Below are 16,679 nucleotides of genomic sequence, written 5' to 3'. Positions count from 1 at the left end.
CAACTTGTTGACTGTTTGCCGGTTAACATGACCCGGCTGACGAGCACCTACGATTTTGGTCGTATGTGACCGGGCCGGGCTGGTGGGACTGCTTGCGGCAAACCGAGAGCTGCGCGCCTATCAACGCCTACGGTGCTGGGGAATGTGCAATGAGCAGACTGGTCGTCGTATCGAACAGGGTGAGCATTCCGACCGGTGACGCCAAGGCTGGCGGCCTTGCCGTCGCGCTGAACGACCTCATGGAACGCCAGGGTGGACTCTGGTTCGGCTGGAGCGGCCAGACATCCGCCGGTCCCGAGCGCACGGCGACGCCCTCGATCGTGCAGCACGGTTCGGTTGAATACGCCACGATCGACCTGACGCCCGAAGAGCTCGAGCTTTACTACAACAACTTCTCCAACGGCACGCTGTGGCCGCTGCTGCATTCGCTCCCCGAGCAGATGAATTTCGACCGCCGCAGCCTGCAGGGCTATCGCGCGGTGAATGCCCGGCTCGCCGACGTGCTGCTGCCGCTGCTGCGCCCCACCGACACCATCTGGGTGCACGATTACCATCTGCTGGCGCTGGCATCGGCACTGCGTGTGCGCAACGTCACCTGCCCGATCGGATTCTTCCTGCACACGCCGTTTCCGAGCCCGGACATGCTCTCGAGCGTCCCGGAAGCCTCGCAATTCATCCGCGACCTGCTCTCCGCCGATCTGCTCGGTTTCCAGACCGCGAACGATGCCGAGAACTTTGCCGCCTCGGCGCAGCGGATTGCCGGTGCGGCGCGTCTCGCCGGCGGCGGCTTGCAACTCGGCAACCGGCAGATCCGGGTCGGGGCGTTCCCGGTCGAGATCGATCCGCACGAGTTCGCCGAGATGGCCGAAGCCGGGCACCGCTCCGCCGAGACCGCCCGCCTGCAGCGCAGCCTCGACGGCCAGAGCCTGATCCTCGGCGTCGATCGGATGGATCCCACCAAGGGCCTGCGCCATCGGCTGGCGGGGTATCGGCGACTGCTGGAGAGCCGGCAGCAATGGTCGCGCCAGACCACCTTCCTGCAGATCGCAGCTGCGAGCCGCCAGGACGTCGATGCCTACCAGACCCTCCGCGACGACCTGGAAGGTGCAGCCGGACGCATCAACGCCACGCTGGGCGAGCCGGACTGGACGCCGATCCGGCTGATCAGTCGCGGCGTGCCGCGTGATGCCATCGCCGGCTTCATGCGGGAGGCCCGAATCGGCCTGGTCACGCCATTGCGGGACGGCATGAACCTGGTCGCCAAGGAATATGTCGCGGCCCAGGATCCGGACGATCCAGGCGTTCTCGTGTTGTCGAAGTTCGCCGGCGCCGCGCGTCAGCTCGGTGCTGCGATCCTGGTCAACCCTGTCGACCCGGACGAGATCGCCGACGCACTCGACCTTGCCCTGCGGATGAGCCGGCCGGAGCGGCAGGACCGCTGGAAGGCGTGCTGGGAGGCGATCAAGGATGCCTCAGCGCTTGGGTGGGGCCGGTCGTTCGTCTCCTCGCTGTCGCGCGCCGGAACCGAGGTGCCGCGTCCCGCACGCCCTGCGCGGACAATCCAGGAGGCTCCGATCGAGCGCCGGACCGGGACCGGCAACGATATCCGCATCGTGTCGACCCAGCCGCCGCCCTCCCGGACGATGAACTGACACGCTGCAGGCGCCCTACGACACGGCCGCGGCTCGGACCACCTCTCGCGAGCGTGATCCGGGCCGTTTCATTTTGCCGCATGACCGCCACAGCAGGCTGCTCTCCTCGCTCTCCCAGGGTTAGGAGCCGCAGCGCCGATGGACGTCCAGACCGACACCTCTAGCCTGCGCATGCGATCCGGCAGGCTGTTGCTGGCCGGATGGCTGCTGTTCGGCGGCATCGCCTCCCCGCGTCTCGCGCACGCTCAGTGGGGCGGACATGATCCCCGTGGCGGCGGTCGCGGTGCCGGTGACCATGGCGGTCCGCCCGGTGGTGGACAGCGTGGTGGCGGTGGCGGCAACTTTGGCCGTGGGGCATGGGGCGGCGGTGGTCCCGGACCTGGTGCACATGGTTTCGGCAATGCCGGCTTCCGGGGACGGCCCGAGCAGGGCTTCCGCGGTGATCGACCAGGCGGCGTGGACGGTAGCCGCTATGGCGGCCGGTTCGCGCGGGGCGATGATGGTGGCGGGTATCGCGGCGGTGCCCACTATCCTGACGTCCACCGCAGCCGATTCGGCGGCGAGGCTGGTATCTGGGGCGGTCGCGGGTTCGGTCGCGGTGATGAAGGGCGGCTGGCCGAACGCGGCGCCGGATGGCGCGGATCGCGCAGACTGGCAGGCGGTGCGCTGCTCGCAGGGGCCGGTGCCGGGTTCGCTGCCGACTATTTCTGGCGCTCACAGGGCTGGTGGCGCTCCGGCTACGGCTGGAACCGTGACGACTGGCTTTGGAACGACGCCGCGGTGGGGGGTGGGCCGGCCGAGTTGTTCGTGATGCCACCGATCGTGTTCGCGCCGCCGCCACTCTACGTCGTGCCGCCACCGATCATCCTCGGCCTGCCCAGTTTCCTGCCGCCCGTCCCGGTGGCGTCCGCGCCGGTACCGCCGCCGGTGGTTGCCGCAACGCCTGCGCCGCTCGAAGCGGCGCCCAGGCAGCTGTTCTATGCCGCACTGCCTCCGCCGGTGGTGGTTCTTCCGCCGGAGCCGGTGATGATCGAGGCGGCCGCACCGCCGGTGATCTTCGCTCCCCAGGTGTATCCCCTGGCGATCGCGCCGCCGCTGCTGGCCCTGACAGCCTTCGCACTCGGTGACATCGCGATCAGCCGTTGGGGCCGCAGCGATTGGGGCGTCTGGCGTGGTTCCGTGGGGGATGCTCACGACAGCTTCAGGCGGTCGGCGCTCTACCGCTCCTCATATCGGGGCGTCGGCTGGGGCGGCTGGCAGCGCAGGTGGGGCCACGGGCCTGAGGAAGCCGGCTGGCGCGGCGGCGGGTGGCATGCCACCAGCGCTGGGGGTCGCGGCTACGCAGGTGCCGGTTACGACGGCCGCGGCTACGACGGGCGCGGTTACGGAGCGCGCGGTTACGGCGGGCGCGGCTATGGCGGGCACGGTGACGGAGTGCACGGTTACGGCGGCTCCGGCTTCGGTGGCCATGGTTACGGTGTCCCCGGGCCAGGTGGCCGTAGCTTCGGCGCACCTGGGTTCGTCGGAGGTGGTTGGCAACGTGGCGCAGGTGGGCGGCCGGAGGGTGGTCACGACGGCGGCCGGGGCGGTCGCGGCCGTGAAGGAGGGCGCTGACATGGATCGGGCAACGGAGAGCATCATGAGGAACAGTCGCGTCGTCGGAGTGCTGCTGGTCGCACTGGCGATGCTGCCGCATGCCGGGTCTGCGGCCCTCGCCGCCACGCACCCGGCCGCCCCGGCGCAGACCGAGGCCCAGGCGGCCGAACAGCGCATCCAGACCTTGCAGGCGGCGCTACAGATCAGCCCGGCCCAGATGCCGCAATGGACCAGTTTCGCCCAGGCGATGCGCGACAACGCCAGCGCCACCGACGCGCTGTTCCGCAACCGGGCGACCAGCGCCGCCACGATGAACGCCGCCGACAACATGAAATCCTACGCCAGCGTCGCGCGCGCCTATGCCGACAACACGCAGAAGCTGTCGGACGCGTTCCAGACGCTGTATGCCGCGCTGTCGGACCAGCAGAAACAGACCGCCGACACGATGTTCCGCCAGCAGGCGACGGAGCAGGCCGGCACGAAGAAGTAGCCGCCGGCACCGCGCCGCAGCGAAGGGTCATTTGCCAGCCGGGGCGCCATCGGCGAGAACCCCGGCATGGCGCCACCCCTGCTTCTGCTGACCGACATCACCCTCACCCTCGGCGGTGCCCCGCTGCTCGACCGCGCCAGCTTCGGCGTGTCCCCCGGCGAGCGCCTGTGCCTGGTCGGGCGCAACGGCTCCGGCAAGTCCACCATGCTGAAGATCGCGGCGGGCGAGCTGCAGGCAGACTCCGGCACCCGCTTCCTGCAGCCCGGCACCACCGTGCGCACCCTGGCGCAGGAGCCCGACCTCTCCGGTCACGCCACCACGCTCGATTATGTCCGCGCCGGCCTCGGCCCCAACGACGCCGAGCATCGCGCCCCTACCCTGCTCGCCGAACTCGGCCTCGACGGCACCGAGGACCCGCGGCGGCTCTCCGGCGGTGAGGCCAGGCGTGCTGCGCTGGCCCGTGCGCTGGCCCCCTCGCCCGACCTGCTGCTGCTCGACGAGCCGACCAACCATCTCGACATGCCGGCGATCGAGTGGCTGGAGCGCGAGCTCGCCTCGCTGCAATCGGCGATGGTCATCATCAGCCATGACCGGCGCCTGCTCGAGACATTGTCGCGCAGCGTCGTGTGGCTCGATCGCGGCGTCACCCGCCGGCTGGACCAGGGGTTCGCGCGCTTCGAGAGCTGGCGTGAGGAGGTGCTGGAGCAGGAGGAGCGGGATGCCCACAAGCTCGACCAGAAGATCCTGCGCGAGGAGGACTGGATCCGCTACGGCGTCACCGGCCGACGCAAGCGCAATGTCCGCCGCGTCGGCGAGTTGGCGGCGCTGCGTCAGGCCAGGCGGGAGGCGATCCACAACCCGCAAGGGCTGAAGCTCGAGGCCAGCGGCACCGGATTGTCGGGCAAGCTGGTGGCCGTCGCCGAAACGATGTCTAAATCGTTCGACGGCCGCCCGATCGTGCAGGATCTCGATCTGCGGGTGCTGCGCGGCGACCGGCTCGGCATCGTCGGCTCGAACGGTGCCGGCAAGACCACGCTGCTGCGGCTGCTGACCGGCCTGGACAAGCCCGACACCGGCAGCATCGGGCTCGGCAGCAGCCTGTCGGTGGTGACGCTGGATCAGCAGCGCGCCAGCCTGGACCCGAACGCCACCCTGTCCGACACCCTGACCGGTGGCGGCGGCGACATGGTGCAGGTCGGTACCGAGAAGCGCCACGTGATCGGCTACATGAAGGACTTCCTGTTCCGCCCGGAGCAGGCCCGCACCCGCGTCGGCGTGCTGTCCGGTGGCGAGCGCGGGCGCCTGATGCTGGCCTGCGCGCTGGCCCGGCCGTCGAACCTGCTGGTGCTCGACGAGCCCACCAACGATCTCGACCTGGAAACGCTCGACCTGCTGCAGGAGATGCTGGGCAGCTACGCCGGCACCGTGCTGCTGGTCAGCCACGACCGCGACTTCCTCGACCGCGTCGCGACCTCGATCCTGGCCGCGGCCGGCAAGGGTCGCTGGATCGAATATGCCGGCGGCTACAGCGACATGGTGGCGCAGGGCGGCGGCCTCACCGGGGGTGCCATGTCGGGCGGTGGCGGTTTGTCCGGGAGTGCAGGGCCACCCGGCAAACGACGTCAGCCGGCGAACGCTGCCGCCCGCAAGCTGTCATTCAAGGACAAGCATGCGCTCGAGCAGTTGCCGAAGGAGATCGCGGCGCACGAGGCCGAGATCGTACGGCTACGCGCCAGGCTGGCGGATGCAGGCTTCTACAATCGCGACCCGGCGGGTTTTGCCGCTGCCACCGTTTCCCTCACCAGGACGGAAGCCGCACTGACCGCCGCCGAGGAGCGCTGGCTGCAGCTCGAGATGATGCGCGAGTCACTCGGCGGCAACTGAGAGGCTGACGCTCGTCCACTGCGCGATATCGGCCGGCAGCGCTTCGGTCGCTGCCTCCGCGTCATGCACCGTGTCGGCGTCGAGCAGCAGGTGCATCGTTCGGTTCGCCATCCCGACGATCGCCCGACGCGCGGCGGCGGCGGCGCATCCGGGATCCCGAGGTCCGGTCCCGTGCCCCGCCAACCGCACCCGCACCGGTCTGGCCTGGCAGGCCGCGCCGTGGTGATCGCTCATCTGGTGCGCCGCGCGGGCCCGGTGCCTCGTCGGGGCATGCGATACCGTGCTCGCTCGCCGCTTCCGCCAGGATCTGGCCGATGCGCTGCATGGCGGAGCTGGTGACATGCCAGGTGTGGCGAGCATGCTCATCACGGTCGATCGGTTGAGGCTTCAACGTGCAGCCGGCCCGGCGACGCCGCGCAACCTGGTCGATTGGAGCTCGCAATGACAGCCACGCCTCCCAGCGCAGCCCGGGACCTGGCCGCACGGCGGTGTATCGCCTGCGGTCGGGACGCGGCGCCGATGACCCCCGAGGCGGTGGCGGATCTGCTGCCGGCGATCCCCGACTGGTCGCTGGCGGCGGATGGCACGGAGATCGTCCGGCGGTTCGCGCAGCCCGACTTCGGCCGGGGATTCGCCCTCGTTGCGCGTATCGCCGCCCTTGCCGAGGCGGCGGGGCATCATCCCGACCTCGGGCTGGGCTGGGGGTACGTCACGGCATCGCTACGGACACACGCGATCCAGGGCCTGCACCTGAACGACTTCATCCTTGCCGCACGGATCGACCAGGCCTTCGACGATCAGACCTCCGGTGACCGGTCGCCTGTCGATCGGCCTTGAATCTTTGCCAAGCTTTAACCTCGGCCGCCTATGCTGCGGTCAACGGGTCATGGCCCGCGGCGATCGTCCGTGCGTTGCGGACAGTGAGGGACCGTCCGAATGCCTGCCAGACAGAACCAGCAGCTGCGCTCGACGCTCGCGACATCGCGGTCGGAGAATGACAGGCTCCGCAGGCTGCTGGCGGCGGCATTGCGAGAAACCGCGGGCGCCCCGACCGGTGCGCCGTCGCAGTCCTACGGCAAGGGGTCCGCAAGCTCGAACGAGCTGCTGGCGAACGCCGTCCTCGACAAGACGATGAGCCTGACCGAGGCGCTGTTCACGGCGGGCAATACCGCTTTGCGCAACAGCGAGAACCAGTTCCGCCAGCTGGTGGAAGCGGCGCCGAACGCCATCGTCATGGTCAACGCGACCGGCCGGATCGAGATGGTCAATGCGCGCACCGAGCTGCTGTTCGGCTACAGCCGCGAGGAGATGCTGGGGCAGCCGCTGGAAATGCTGCTGCCGATCCGAATGCGCGAGAGTCATCCGGCGCTCCGGAGCGACTTCATGGCCCAGCCGATCTGCCGGCCGATGGGATCGGGCAGCCCGCTCTTCGGTCGCAAGAAGGACGGCAGCGAGGTCGAGGTCGAGATCGGCCTCAGCCCGATCGAGACCGACGAGGGCATGATGGTGCTGTCGGCCATCGTCGACATCTCGGGCCGCGTGCGGATGGAGGCGCAGGTCCGGCAGTCGCAGAAGATGCACGCGATCGGCCGGGTGACGGCGGGCGTGGCACATGATTTCAACAATCTGCTGCTGGCGCTGGGCGGCAGCCTGGAGCTGCTGCTCGATGCAGTGGCCGATCAGCCCGCCGCCGTCGAATGGGGCCAGATCGCGCTGCGGGCGACCACGCGTGGCAAGGAGCTCACCGACCGTCTGCTGTCGTTCTCGCGCAGGCAATTGCTGGTCGCCCGGCCGATCGTGATCGAGACGCTGTTCCGCGAAGTCAAAGGCCTCATCGGCCATCTCTTCGAGACCAACATCAAGGCCAGGACGGAGCTGGTGATGGTGCCGTGCCAGCCCGAGCTGGCGGTGCTGGCCGACCTGGCACAACTCGAGGCCGCGCTGATCAACCTGGCGGTGAACGCGCGCGACGCCATGCATTCCGGGGGCGTGCTGCGGATTTCCGCGTACGAAGCCGAAGGCGACCCGGCGATCGTCGCACCGGGCCGCTACACGGTGATCTCGGTGGCCGATAGCGGCTGCGGCATGGATGCCGATACCCTGGCCCAGGCCTGCGAACCGTTCTTTTCCACCAAGGGGCCGAACGGCACCGGCCTCGGTCTGTCCATGGTGCACGGATTCGCCCGGCAGTCGGGCGGCGAGACGCAGATCTCGAGTGTCGTCGGCGAGGGGACGACCATCGATCTCTGGCTACCCTCGGCGCGGGTGCGCCCGGCCAGTGATGCCAAGCCCGCCACGGCCCCTCCCTGCCTGGCCCAGATCCTGGTCGTCGATGACTCGCTCGACGCGCTGCTGGTGGTGTCTGCCTTCCTGCGGCTTGCCGGCCTGGATGTGACCACCAAGACGAGCGGCGCGCTTGCCCTTGCCGAACTGGCGCGCGGCTGCCGGTTCGACGCCATCATCACCGATTTCGCGATGCCCGGCATGAACGGGCTGGAGTTGCTGACGCGCGCCCGGGACATCGACCCGGCGATGGCCGGCATGATCATCACGGGCTTCTCCGATCCGGGTCTGCTGTCCGAGCTCGATGGCATCGTCGTGCTGCGAAAGCCATTCAACCGCGCGGAACTGACGATGGCGGTGCTGGCCCTGATCCCCGGCCGCTGCCCGACGGGTCCCGGGAGCAGAACCACCGCAGCGAGCGCCGACAGGGTGCTCACGCCGATCGTCTGACCCGGATCCTCTTGCTGCCTGGCGTGCGGTCGCCGCCTCTTCGTGCCCCGGACCGCCGATGTCAGCCGCCGGAGCGACCGATCAGGCCCGATCGTTCCATGCGCCGCCGGGCTTCCTGGATGCCGTCGGTGACCGCGATCGCGGCGGCGAGCGCGCGACGTCCGGCCGCCGCATCGACCAGCACCGGAGCGCCATCGAGGCAGGCTGCGGCGAACGCCTCGTGCTCGGCGGCGAGCGTGTCGTGCTCCTGCCAGCTCACCGCCTCGCGCCGGAAGCCGCCGGTGCCGGGCAGCTTCAGCCCGCGGTCGCGACCGATCATGGTCAACTCGCGCGCCACGAAATCCGCCGACAGATAGCCCTCCTCGGAGAACAGCCGCATCCGCCGCTCGGTCTTCAGCGAGATCCGGCTGGCGGTGATGGTGGCGACACAGCCATTGGCAAAGCGCACCCGGGCGTTGGCGATGTCCTCGTGCGCACTGCTGACCGCGGCCCCCAGGGCGTCCACATCCTCGATCGGGCTGTCGACGATCGCCAGCACCAGGTCGAGATCGTGGATCATCAGGTCGAGGATGACCGAGACGTCGGTGCCGCGCGGCTTGAACGGCGCGATCCGCGTCGCCTCGATGTAGAGCGGCCGGGTAATGCGCTCGGTGATCGCCTTGTGCTCGGCGGAGTATCGCAGCAGGTGGCCGACCTGCAGCACCCGGCCGGTCTCGGCGGCGCGCGCGATCAGCCGGTCGGCCTGCTCCAGGGTGGAAGCGATCGGCTTCTCGATCAGCACGTGACGGCCCGCCCGGAGTGCCGCTTCGGCGAGCTCGAAATGCGCCTCCGCGGGTGCCGCGATGATCAGCGCGTCGCACGCTTGCAGTAGCTCGTCGAACGGCAGCGACGGCGCGCCGCCCGCCTCCTGGCCGACCAGCGCCGCCCGTCCGGGATCCGGATCATGGATGCCGGCCAGCACCGATCGCCTGGACGCCATCACCTTCAGTGCGTGGAAGCGGCCGAAATGCCCCGCGCCGGCGATGCCGATGCGCAGTTGTGGTCCGTCCGAGGGCCCGGTCGTTCGCGCAGGACGTGCCATGCCAACTCCGCTCAGCGATCGAGCCTGTTCCTGCCCATGGCGCCCCGGCTTGGCAAGGGTGCGGCTCGATGCGACAGGGCCACCGTGATCGCCTGGCATCCAGCGCCACCATTGCATCCTGAAGGGCGGCCCGGCATGTTCCGCCGCTCCCGCCCGGCACGGCATTCCCGCGCAGCATCTGGGCGGGGTCCTCGGGGAAGGTGGCCGCTCCGCCATGATGTACTATAGCCGCGTGAAGACGGCCTCCGTGCTGGCCGTCTGCCTGCTCGGCCTGCTGCTGTGCCTGCCGAACGTCGCCCGCATGCCGGGTGCGAGCCTCCCCTGGCGGCAGATCCACCTGGGACTCGACCTGCGCGGCGGCTCCTACCTGCTGATGCGGGTCGATCTCGGCACGCTGGCCCGCGAGCGGCTCGAGACGCTGACCGACCAGGTGCGCCAGTCGCTGCTCAAGGACGGGCTCGGCTACCGCAACCTCGCCTCCGACCCGAAGCTCGAGGCCGTCACCTTCACGCCGCGCCAGCCTTCCGAGCATGACCGCGACGTTGCCGCGCTGCAGGCGATGACGACCGCGACGCCGAACGAATTCGCCGTCTCGACGCTCGGCGACGGCCGCATCGCCGTCACCCTCTCCCCGGTGGCCCTGCGGACCCGCGCGCGCGACGCCGTGGCGCAGTCGATCGAGATCGTGCGTCGCCGGATCGACGCCACCGGCGCGGTCGACCCCACGATCACCCGCCAGGGCGACGACCGCATCGTCGTGGAACTGCCCGGCATCACCGACCCGAACCGCATCAAGCAGCTGCTCGGCACCACCGCCAAGATGACCTTCCACCTGGTGGCCGAAGGTGTGGCACCCACCGGACCTGCCCCGCCGGGCGTGGACCTGCTGCCGATGCAGGACAATCCCAAGGTGATGGTGCCGGTGATGCACCATGTCGACGTCGACGGCGCCGACCTGACCAACGCGCGCGCCGGACAGGACAACCAGAACGGCGAGTGGGCGATCGACTTCACCCTCGACAGCGTCGGCACGCGCGAGTTCGCCGAGGTGACCCGCGACAATCTCGGCAAGCCGTTCGCCATCGTGCTCGACAACAAGGTCATCACCGCCCCGGTGATCCGCGGCGTGATCCCGAGCGGCACCGGCGAGATCACCGGCAGCTACACCGCCCAGTCCGCCACCGACCTCGCGTTGCTGCTGCGCGCCGGCGCCCTGCCCGCGCCGCTCGAGGTGATCGAGCAGCGCAGCATCGGCCCGACCCTGGGTGCGGATTCGATCCGCGCCGGCGCCATCAGCCTCGCTGTCGGGCTGTTGCTGGTGGTGACGTTCATGGCGGTGTTCTACGGGCTGTTCGGCTGGTATGCGAACCTCGCTCTGGTCGCCAACCTGATCCTGATGGTGGCGATCCTGTCGCTGTTCCAGGCGACGCTGACGCTGCCCGGCATGGCCGGAATGCTGCTCACCCTCGGCATGGCGGTCGACGCCAACATCCTGATCAACGAGCGCATCCGCGAGGAGGTGAAGCGCGGCCGCACCCCGCTCGCCGCGATGCAGGCCGGGTTCGAGCGCGCCACCTCGACGATCATCGACAGCAACGCCACCGCCCTGCTGGCGCACGTGATGCTGTTCGTGTTCGGCACCGGGCCGGTGAAGGGTTTCGCGCTCACCATCACCATCGGCATCGTCACCACGCTGTTCACGACGCTGCTGCTCTCGCGGATGCTGATGGTGCGGTGGTATGCCCTCACCCGCCCCACCATGCTCCCCGTCTGAGAGTGTTCGTGAATGCGCTCTGCCGGCGATCCGACGCGCTTTTCTGCGCTTCCGGTGCTCACGGCCATCAAGGCCGCTCCGCTCCGGTTCTCGAAAAACACGCCGGGCGCGCCGCGGAGTGGCGCCGCTCTCGCTCGGCAGAGCCCATTCTCAAACACTCTCCTAGGTTGATGCCGATGTCTCCGCCGATTAACCCGACACCGAGCGTCGCCCAGCCGCTGCTTCGGCCGCGGATCCGGTTCGTCAAGGATGGGACGCGCATCCAGTTCATGCGCGGGCGCTTCCTGGGGCTGGCGGTGTCGGCGTTCCTGTCTGCGGCGTCGGTGGTGCTGTTCTTCTATCCGGGGCTGTCGCTCGGCATCGACTTCAAGGGCGGCATCACCGTCGAGGCACGCACCCAGGGTCCGGCGGACTTCGCCAAGATCCGCGCCGGTCTGGCAGCGCAGCACGTGAACGCTGCCGGGCTGCAGCGCTTCGGCGCCGACAACGACGTGCTGATCCGGCTCGACGCACCGCGCCTGGGTAACGGCAGCGGCAAGGATGCGGGGTCCGAGGCGGCAACCCAGTCGCTGGTCGAGCGGGCCCGCATCGGCATCACCCAGGCCCAGCCCGGCACGACGATCCTGCAGGCGGATGCGGTGGGCGCCTCGGTGTCGGCCGAGCTGTTCCGCAACGGGCTGCTGGCGCTCGGCATCAGCCTGCTGATGATCCTGGCCTATATCTGGTTCCGCTTCGAATGGGAGTTCGCGGTCAGCGCGGTGGCGACGCTGGTGCTCGACATCACCAAGACCATCGGCTTCCTGGCGATCACCCGCTTCGAGTTCGACCTGGTGATGGTGGCCGCGATCCTGACGGTGCTGGGCTACTCCACCAACGACAAGGTGGTGGTGTACGACCGGGTGCGCGAGAACCTGCGCAAGTACCGCACGATGCCTTTGCGCGAGCTGATCGACCTCTCGATCAACGAGACGCTGAACCGCACCCTCGGCACCTCCTCGACGGTGTTCCTGGCCGCCCTGCCACTGGCGCTGTTCGGCGGCCACACCCTGTCCGGCTTTGCCTGGGTGATGCTGTTCGGGATCGTCGTCGGCACGTCATCGTCGATCTTCATCGCAGCACCGATCCTGCTGCTGCTGGGCGAGAAGCGGCTCAGGCGGGACGCGCAGAAGCCGGTGGCGCAGAAGCCGCCGGCGCCCCGCACGCGTTGAAGCGGCCGATCAGGGCGGAACGCGACCACTCGGGGCCGCGAGCCCAGGCGTCGGATCTGGCCGCAGATCGTTGTCGCCGGTGAAGTCGACCAGTGCCTGCAGCGCACGCTCCGCTCGCACGCTGCGGGCGTCGCCAGGCTCCAGTTCGGCGGTGACGACGGCCGCCAGGGCGGCACGGTCATACTGGATCAGCTGGGCGATCTCGGCCGGCCCAGCCCGCCCGGAATGGCCGTAGCTCAGCGCCATGCCGCGGGCGATCAGGTAGCCATCGATCAGGGTGGCAGGAGAGGCGTCCGCCGCCCGCGACGGACCGAAGCCGCTCATCGTGCAGCCGCCCACGGTCAACGCCAGTATCGTCACCGCCAGGCCCGCGAGCCCGGACCGTACGCCGCTGACCGCCGCGCGGCCCGAAATCCCGCCTGCCGTGCCGGACGGCTTGCGCGTCGCAGCGTCTCGCATCTCTCCATCGCGCAGTGGCCGCAGGGGTGTCGCTGACAGCCGGCGGAACCCGCTTCGACGCCCGACGCTGAACATCCGGCTGCCCAATCTCAATGTTTCACCCAAGGATCACGTCATGAGCTTCTTCGGTTCGATCGTCGACAAGATCGTGCATTATGCGACGTCGGCGCTGGATCCGTCTGCGGCGGCGACCACAACGCCCTCCGCTCCGTCTCAAGCGACCGCAGCCACTCCGGTTGCAGACGCTGCCGGAGCAGCGACATCCGGCCAGACTGCGGCTCCGGCCGCGGCCTCGGCGGCGCCGCTGCAATCCGTCGATATCGGCGCGGTGCTGTCCGGGCTCGCCGCCCAGAAGGGCGAGACCCTGAACTGGCAGACCTCGATCGTCGACCTGCTCAAGCTGCTCGATCTGGATTCGAGCCTGTCTGCCCGCAAGAGCCTCGCCGAAGAGCTGGGTGTGCATGCCGGCGCCGACGGGAGTGCCGAGGAGAACATCGCCCTCCACCACGCCGTGGTTCAGAAGCTGGAAGAGAACGGCGGCACCGTTCCGGCCAGCATGAAGGGCTGACCGAAGCGGGATCGGCGCCGGCGGCGCTCAGATCGAGAGCGTCGGTGGCGCCTGCGGCTCGATCGGGGCGTCCCGGCGGGCCAGCAGGTCACGGATCTCGACCAGCAGCAGTTCGCTGCGCGTCGGTTCCGCGGCCGCTTCCTTCTTCTCCTCGCGGACATGCAGCCGCGTCAGCAGCTTCACCACCCAGAAGATTACCAACCCCACGATCAGGAACTGGATCACCGCGTTCAGGAACACGCCGATGTTCAGGGTCGGCGCGCCGGCCTTCTGCGCTTCTGCCAGCGTCGCGAAATGCGGGCCGCGCAGCGTGATGAAGATGTTGGAGAAGTCGATGCCTCCGACCACGAGGCCGATCAGCGGCGTGAAGATGTCCTTCACCAGGCTCTGCACGATGGTGGTGAAGGCGGCGCCGATGATGATGCCGACGGCCAGGTCGACGACATTGCCGCGCATGATGAAGGCGCTGAACTCACCGACCCAGCCTGGGGCGCGTATCGCGGGCGGTCTGAGTGACATGCGGCGTTCCCCCACTCTCGTTCTTGCGAAACGATAACCGACGCCGCAGCGCCTCTCAACCGGGCGCCGCCGTTACACCAGCTCCGCCCGGAACCGCTGTGACGGCGATACCAGTTCCCCCTGCGCCTGCACCAGGCGCAACTCGGGCGCCCCTGCCAGTCCGGTCTCGCGCAGGATCCCCCAGACCGAGGACGCCGCCAGCTCGAGTGCCTGCACCGGATCGCCACCCTGGCGCAGGTGGAACAGGAACAGGGCGGCGATCAGGTCGCCCGCACCGTTGACGCCGACCGCCAGGCGCGGCGTCCGCAGCAGCAGGGTGCCCCGGTTGCAGGCGAGCAGGAGGTCGATCGCCTCGGGCGGGGTCTCCGCGACATCGACGCTGGTCACCAGCACGCAGCATGCACCGCCCGGCCGCATGAGCTGCCGCAGCCGGGTGGCCGCGTCCACCAGTCCGGCCAGGGTGTGCAGGCGATCACGCGGCTCCGGCCCGAGCTGCTCGAGCTCGAACTGGTTCGGGGTGAGGATGTCGGCCTGCGCCACCGCCTGGTCGCGCAGCATCGCGGGGATCCCGGGCTGCACGTAGAGACCGATGCCGCGATCGCCCATCACCGGGTCGCAGCAATACAGCGCGTCTGGTCGCAGTGCCCGCACCTGCTGCACCGCGTCGAGCACCGCCTGCAGCGTCGCCTGGTCGCCGAGATAGCCGGACAGCACCGCGTCCACCTGCGCCAGCACCCCGAGCCGCGCCATGCCCTCGACCAGCGAGGCGACCATCGATCCCGTGAAGACCTCGCCGGTGAAGCTGCCATGGCCGGGATGGTTGGAAAACTGTACGGTGTTGACCGCCCAGACTTCGGCACCGAGCCGCTGCAACGGAAACAGCGCAGCCGCATTTCCGACATGTCCGTATGTGACCCATGACTGGATCGACAGGATGTTCACGTCCCGCTCCGCCGCAGGTCGCTGGCGAGTGGGATGCGAGCCCGACAGGAGAGAAGAAGATGCTGCATCACGTGCGTGCTCCGCGTTTGGATCATGTCGCCCTCCCGGGCACCTTGCGTCGTATCGGCGCGGCCGGCCTGCTTGCCGCGGGGCTCATCGGACTGGCCGTACCTGGAGCCCTGGCGCAGGCCACGGACCCCGCAGGCACGGCGCCCGGAGCACTCTCGGCGACCTCGGATGCGGCTCCGCCTGCCGCAGACCAGGGTCCGATCAGCATCAACACCTTGCAGTCGAAGCTCGGCAAGGAGAAGGCGGCCCGCATCGAATCCCACATCACCACGCTGCACGCGTCGCTCAGGATCACGCCGGCGCAGGAGCCGTTGTGGCAGAATTTCGCCGGTGTGATGCGCCAGACCGTCGTGCAGATGGACGCGGTGTATGCCAAGCGGCAGGGCGGCCACGGCTCGATGAACGCCGTGCAGGACCTGCAGTCCTACGGCGAGGTCGAGGACACCAACGCCCGCAACGTCCAGCAGCTGCTGCCGCCGTTCAAGGCGCTGTATGACAGCTTCTCGGCCGAACAGAAGAAGACCGCCGACAACGCCTTCGAACGCTACACCGACAAGGCGGTGAAGAAGTCGAACTAGCCTGGCTCGGCCCCGCCCCCGGTTGATCCGGGGCGCGGGCTCCTCTATACGCGCCCGATTGCGCCCCGGTCGGCATCGGCGGCGTCGGCATCCCCAGGAACCTGCATCATGAAGCCCGGCATCCACCCCGCCTACCACACCGTCAACATCGTCATGACCGACGGCACCCAATTCACCACCCGCTCCTGCATGGGCAAGGAGGGCGACACGCTGCGGCTCGACGTCGACCCGAAGTCGCATCCGGCCTGGACCGGCGTGCAGCGCATGATGGATACCGGCGGCCAGGTGGCCAAGTTCAACAAGAAGTTCGCCGGGCTGGGCAATCGCAAGCAGGGCTGAGCTTCCGCCTCCTCAAGAGCGATCGATTTTTTGAAGTGCCGCCCTTGACCCAGGGGCGGCACTTTCCAATTCTTCTCTCGTCGGGGATGCCCAATCGGGGTTTCCGGCAGATCAAAGACTGGACCGGCTCCGCCCTCGCGGGGAGCCAATCGAACCTTGCTCATGGAGGTTTCCAATGACCTACGACTTCTCGCCCCTTTTCCGTACTGCCATCGGCTTCGATCGTCTGGCCCGGCAGGTCGACAGGGCAACCCAGGCGGCCAGTGCGCCGTCCTACCCCCCTTACAATATCGAGCGGTCCGGCGACGACAGCTACGTACTGACGATGGCCGTCGCGGGCTTCGGGCCTGAGGACATCGAGCTGGTCGTGCAGGACAACACCCTGGTGGTGTCCGGTCGGGTCGGCGAGCAGGATGGCCGTGAACTGCTCTATCGCGGCATCGCCGCGCGGGCGTTCGAGCGCCGCTTCGTGCTGGCTGACCACATACAGGTCGAGCAGGCGGACATCGCCAACGGTCTGCTGCAGATCGGCGTCAAGCGCGTCGTTCCCGAGGCGCTGAAGCCACGGCGTATCCCGGTCGGCAATGCGGCCGCCCGGATCTCCGGTCCGGCGAATGACGGCGCCGGCGCCGGCGAGACGCAGGCCGCCTGATTACCGGACACTCGTTTCCGGACGGTAATTACCGAGCACTGGAAGGGGTCGGGCAACCGGCCCCTTTTTCTTTTGCCGCCATTTCATCCAGCAGGGCTGTCATGGCTTGACCCGCTGCTGCCCCGACGCCCATAT

The 16,679-nt window shown here is 68.9% G+C and carries 19 protein-coding genes; 12 read left to right on the top strand and 7 right to left on the bottom strand.

The window, feature by feature from the left end; all coding sequences use genetic code 11:
• Positions 1–149: 149 nt before the first annotated feature.
• On the top strand, positions 150–1,652 hold the full coding sequence (locus ACOEQ2_RS15100) for an alpha,alpha-trehalose-phosphate synthase (UDP-forming) (RefSeq protein ID WP_419728779.1): 1,503 nt from the start codon (positions 150–152) through the stop codon (positions 1,650–1,652).
• A gap of 120 nt (positions 1,653–1,772) precedes the next feature.
• Here ACOEQ2_RS15100 and ACOEQ2_RS15095 read toward each other — a convergent pair whose 3' ends face one another.
• Positions 1,773–2,180, bottom strand: a complete 408-nt coding sequence (locus ACOEQ2_RS15095) for a hypothetical protein (protein WP_419728778.1) — start codon at positions 2,178–2,180, stop codon at positions 1,773–1,775.
• A gap of 449 nt (positions 2,181–2,629) precedes the next feature.
• Complete coding sequence (locus ACOEQ2_RS15090) at positions 2,630–2,782, bottom strand: hypothetical protein (RefSeq protein ID WP_419728777.1); 153 nt, start codon at positions 2,780–2,782, stop codon at positions 2,630–2,632.
• 177 nt (positions 2,783–2,959) lie between these two features.
• On the opposite strand from ACOEQ2_RS15090, the gene ACOEQ2_RS15085 reads away from it, so the two are divergent.
• From ACOEQ2_RS15085 to ACOEQ2_RS15075, 3 genes are all read left to right on the top strand, one after another.
• Positions 2,960–3,082, top strand: coding sequence for a pentapeptide repeat-containing protein (locus ACOEQ2_RS15085; protein WP_419728776.1), 123 nt, complete (start codon positions 2,960–2,962; stop codon positions 3,080–3,082).
• 209 nt (positions 3,083–3,291) lie between these two features.
• Complete coding sequence (locus ACOEQ2_RS15080) at positions 3,292–3,738, top strand: Spy/CpxP family protein refolding chaperone (RefSeq protein WP_419728775.1); 447 nt, start codon at positions 3,292–3,294, stop codon at positions 3,736–3,738.
• A 66-nt stretch (positions 3,739–3,804) separates the two neighbouring features.
• The gene (locus ACOEQ2_RS15075) at positions 3,805–5,622 is read left to right on the top strand and encodes an ABC-F family ATP-binding cassette domain-containing protein (protein WP_419728774.1); all 1,818 of its coding nucleotides are present in this window, start codon (positions 3,805–3,807) and stop codon (positions 5,620–5,622) included.
• Here ACOEQ2_RS15075 and ACOEQ2_RS15070 read toward each other — a convergent pair.
• Positions 5,605–5,856 carry a hypothetical protein gene (locus ACOEQ2_RS15070; protein ID WP_419728773.1) on the bottom strand — a complete coding sequence of 84 codons (252 nt, stop codon included), beginning with the start codon at positions 5,854–5,856 and terminating at the stop codon, positions 5,605–5,607. The two genes, ACOEQ2_RS15075 and ACOEQ2_RS15070, sit on opposite strands and share 18 nt — an antisense overlap.
• Before the next feature lie 285 nt (positions 5,857–6,141).
• Here ACOEQ2_RS15070 and ACOEQ2_RS15065 point away from each other — a divergent pair, with 285 nt between their 5' ends.
• Together ACOEQ2_RS15065 and ACOEQ2_RS15060 are read left to right on the top strand one after the other, a co-directional pair.
• On the top strand, positions 6,142–6,459 hold the full coding sequence (locus ACOEQ2_RS15065; RefSeq protein WP_419728772.1) for a 4a-hydroxytetrahydrobiopterin dehydratase: 318 nt from the start codon (positions 6,142–6,144) through the stop codon (positions 6,457–6,459).
• Positions 6,460–6,558: 99 nt separating this feature from the next.
• Positions 6,559–8,355 carry a PAS domain S-box protein gene (locus tag ACOEQ2_RS15060; protein ID WP_419728771.1) on the top strand — a complete coding sequence of 599 codons (1,797 nt, stop codon included), beginning with the start codon at positions 6,559–6,561 and terminating at the stop codon, positions 8,353–8,355.
• 61 nt (positions 8,356–8,416) lie between these two features.
• Here ACOEQ2_RS15060 and ACOEQ2_RS15055 read toward each other — a convergent pair whose 3' ends face one another.
• Entirely contained in the window at positions 8,417–9,436 is a 1,020-nt protein-coding gene (locus ACOEQ2_RS15055; protein ID WP_419728770.1) for a Gfo/Idh/MocA family protein, read from the bottom strand.
• A 214-nt stretch (positions 9,437–9,650) separates the two neighbouring features.
• Between ACOEQ2_RS15055 and secD the strand changes: the two genes are divergently transcribed.
• Together secD and secF are read left to right on the top strand one after the other, a co-directional pair.
• Complete coding sequence (gene secD / locus ACOEQ2_RS15050; protein ID WP_419728769.1) at positions 9,651–11,210, top strand: protein translocase subunit SecD; 1,560 nt, start codon at positions 9,651–9,653, stop codon at positions 11,208–11,210.
• 176 nt (positions 11,211–11,386) lie between these two features.
• Complete coding sequence (secF, locus tag ACOEQ2_RS15045) at positions 11,387–12,418, top strand: protein translocase subunit SecF (protein ID WP_419728768.1); 1,032 nt, start codon at positions 11,387–11,389, stop codon at positions 12,416–12,418.
• Between the two features lie 9 nt (positions 12,419–12,427).
• On the opposite strand, the gene ACOEQ2_RS15040 is transcribed toward secF, so the two are convergent.
• The gene (locus ACOEQ2_RS15040) at positions 12,428–12,877 is read right to left on the bottom strand and encodes a hypothetical protein (RefSeq protein ID WP_419728767.1); all 450 of its coding nucleotides are present in this window, start codon (positions 12,875–12,877) and stop codon (positions 12,428–12,430) included.
• Positions 12,878–12,992: 115 nt separating this feature from the next.
• On the opposite strand from ACOEQ2_RS15040, the gene ACOEQ2_RS15035 reads away from it, so the two are divergent.
• On the top strand, positions 12,993–13,445 hold the full coding sequence (locus ACOEQ2_RS15035) for a DUF3597 domain-containing protein (RefSeq protein ID WP_419728766.1): 453 nt from the start codon (positions 12,993–12,995) through the stop codon (positions 13,443–13,445).
• A gap of 27 nt (positions 13,446–13,472) precedes the next feature.
• Here ACOEQ2_RS15035 and mscL read toward each other — a convergent pair whose 3' ends face one another.
• Positions 13,473–13,964 carry a large conductance mechanosensitive channel protein MscL gene (gene mscL, locus ACOEQ2_RS15030; RefSeq protein WP_419728765.1) on the bottom strand — a complete coding sequence of 164 codons (492 nt, stop codon included), beginning with the start codon at positions 13,962–13,964 and terminating at the stop codon, positions 13,473–13,475.
• 72 nt (positions 13,965–14,036) lie between these two features.
• The gene (gene pdxY, locus ACOEQ2_RS15025; RefSeq protein ID WP_419728764.1) at positions 14,037–14,906 is read right to left on the bottom strand and encodes a pyridoxal kinase PdxY; all 870 of its coding nucleotides are present in this window, start codon (positions 14,904–14,906) and stop codon (positions 14,037–14,039) included.
• A 59-nt stretch (positions 14,907–14,965) separates the two neighbouring features.
• Between pdxY and ACOEQ2_RS15020 the strand changes: the two genes are divergently transcribed.
• From ACOEQ2_RS15020 to ACOEQ2_RS15010, 3 genes are all read left to right on the top strand, one after another.
• Positions 14,966–15,553, top strand: a complete 588-nt coding sequence (locus ACOEQ2_RS15020) for a Spy/CpxP family protein refolding chaperone (protein WP_419728763.1) — start codon at positions 14,966–14,968, stop codon at positions 15,551–15,553.
• A 108-nt stretch (positions 15,554–15,661) separates the two neighbouring features.
• Positions 15,662–15,892 carry a 50S ribosomal protein L31 gene (rpmE, locus tag ACOEQ2_RS15015; RefSeq protein WP_419728762.1) on the top strand — a complete coding sequence of 77 codons (231 nt, stop codon included), beginning with the start codon at positions 15,662–15,664 and terminating at the stop codon, positions 15,890–15,892.
• A 175-nt stretch (positions 15,893–16,067) separates the two neighbouring features.
• Positions 16,068–16,544 (top strand): Hsp20 family protein, encoded by a 477-nt coding sequence (locus ACOEQ2_RS15010; RefSeq protein ID WP_419728761.1) that lies wholly within the window; start codon positions 16,068–16,070, stop codon positions 16,542–16,544.
• The last annotated feature ends 135 nt before the right edge of the window (positions 16,545–16,679 follow it).

The sequence above is a fragment of the Lichenicola sp. genome (assembly GCF_965198575.1).
GTDB lineage: Bacteria > Pseudomonadota > Alphaproteobacteria > Acetobacterales > Acetobacteraceae > Lichenicola.
This window is presented reverse-complemented; position numbering and strand designations above follow the sequence as displayed.

Coding starts and splice junctions, on each gene's coding strand:
- ACOEQ2_RS15100 (WP_419728779.1), top strand. CDS start 150: ATGAGCAGACTGGTCGTCGTATCGAACAGGGTGAGCATTCCGACCGGT.
- ACOEQ2_RS15090 (WP_419728777.1), bottom strand. CDS start 2,782: ATGTCACCGAGTGCGAAGGCTGTCAGGGCCAGCAGCGGCGGCGCGATC.
- ACOEQ2_RS15080 (WP_419728775.1), top strand. CDS start 3,292: ATGAGGAACAGTCGCGTCGTCGGAGTGCTGCTGGTCGCACTGGCGATG.
- ACOEQ2_RS15075 (WP_419728774.1), top strand. CDS start 3,805: ATGGCGCCACCCCTGCTTCTGCTGACCGACATCACCCTCACCCTCGGC.
- ACOEQ2_RS15070 (WP_419728773.1), bottom strand. CDS start 5,856: ATGAGCGATCACCACGGCGCGGCCTGCCAGGCCAGACCGGTGCGGGTG.
- ACOEQ2_RS15065 (WP_419728772.1), top strand. CDS start 6,142: ATGACCCCCGAGGCGGTGGCGGATCTGCTGCCGGCGATCCCCGACTGG.
- ACOEQ2_RS15060 (WP_419728771.1), top strand. CDS start 6,559: ATGCCTGCCAGACAGAACCAGCAGCTGCGCTCGACGCTCGCGACATCG.
- ACOEQ2_RS15055 (WP_419728770.1), bottom strand. CDS start 9,436: ATGGCACGTCCTGCGCGAACGACCGGGCCCTCGGACGGACCACAACTG.
- secD (WP_419728769.1), top strand. CDS start 9,651: ATGATGTACTATAGCCGCGTGAAGACGGCCTCCGTGCTGGCCGTCTGC.
- secF (WP_419728768.1), top strand. CDS start 11,387: ATGTCTCCGCCGATTAACCCGACACCGAGCGTCGCCCAGCCGCTGCTT.
- ACOEQ2_RS15040 (WP_419728767.1), bottom strand. CDS start 12,877: ATGCGAGACGCTGCGACGCGCAAGCCGTCCGGCACGGCAGGCGGGATT.
- ACOEQ2_RS15035 (WP_419728766.1), top strand. CDS start 12,993: ATGAGCTTCTTCGGTTCGATCGTCGACAAGATCGTGCATTATGCGACG.
- mscL (WP_419728765.1), bottom strand. CDS start 13,964: ATGTCACTCAGACCGCCCGCGATACGCGCCCCAGGCTGGGTCGGTGAG.
- ACOEQ2_RS15020 (WP_419728763.1), top strand. CDS start 14,966: ATGCTGCATCACGTGCGTGCTCCGCGTTTGGATCATGTCGCCCTCCCG.
- rpmE (WP_419728762.1), top strand. CDS start 15,662: ATGAAGCCCGGCATCCACCCCGCCTACCACACCGTCAACATCGTCATG.
- ACOEQ2_RS15010 (WP_419728761.1), top strand. CDS start 16,068: ATGACCTACGACTTCTCGCCCCTTTTCCGTACTGCCATCGGCTTCGAT.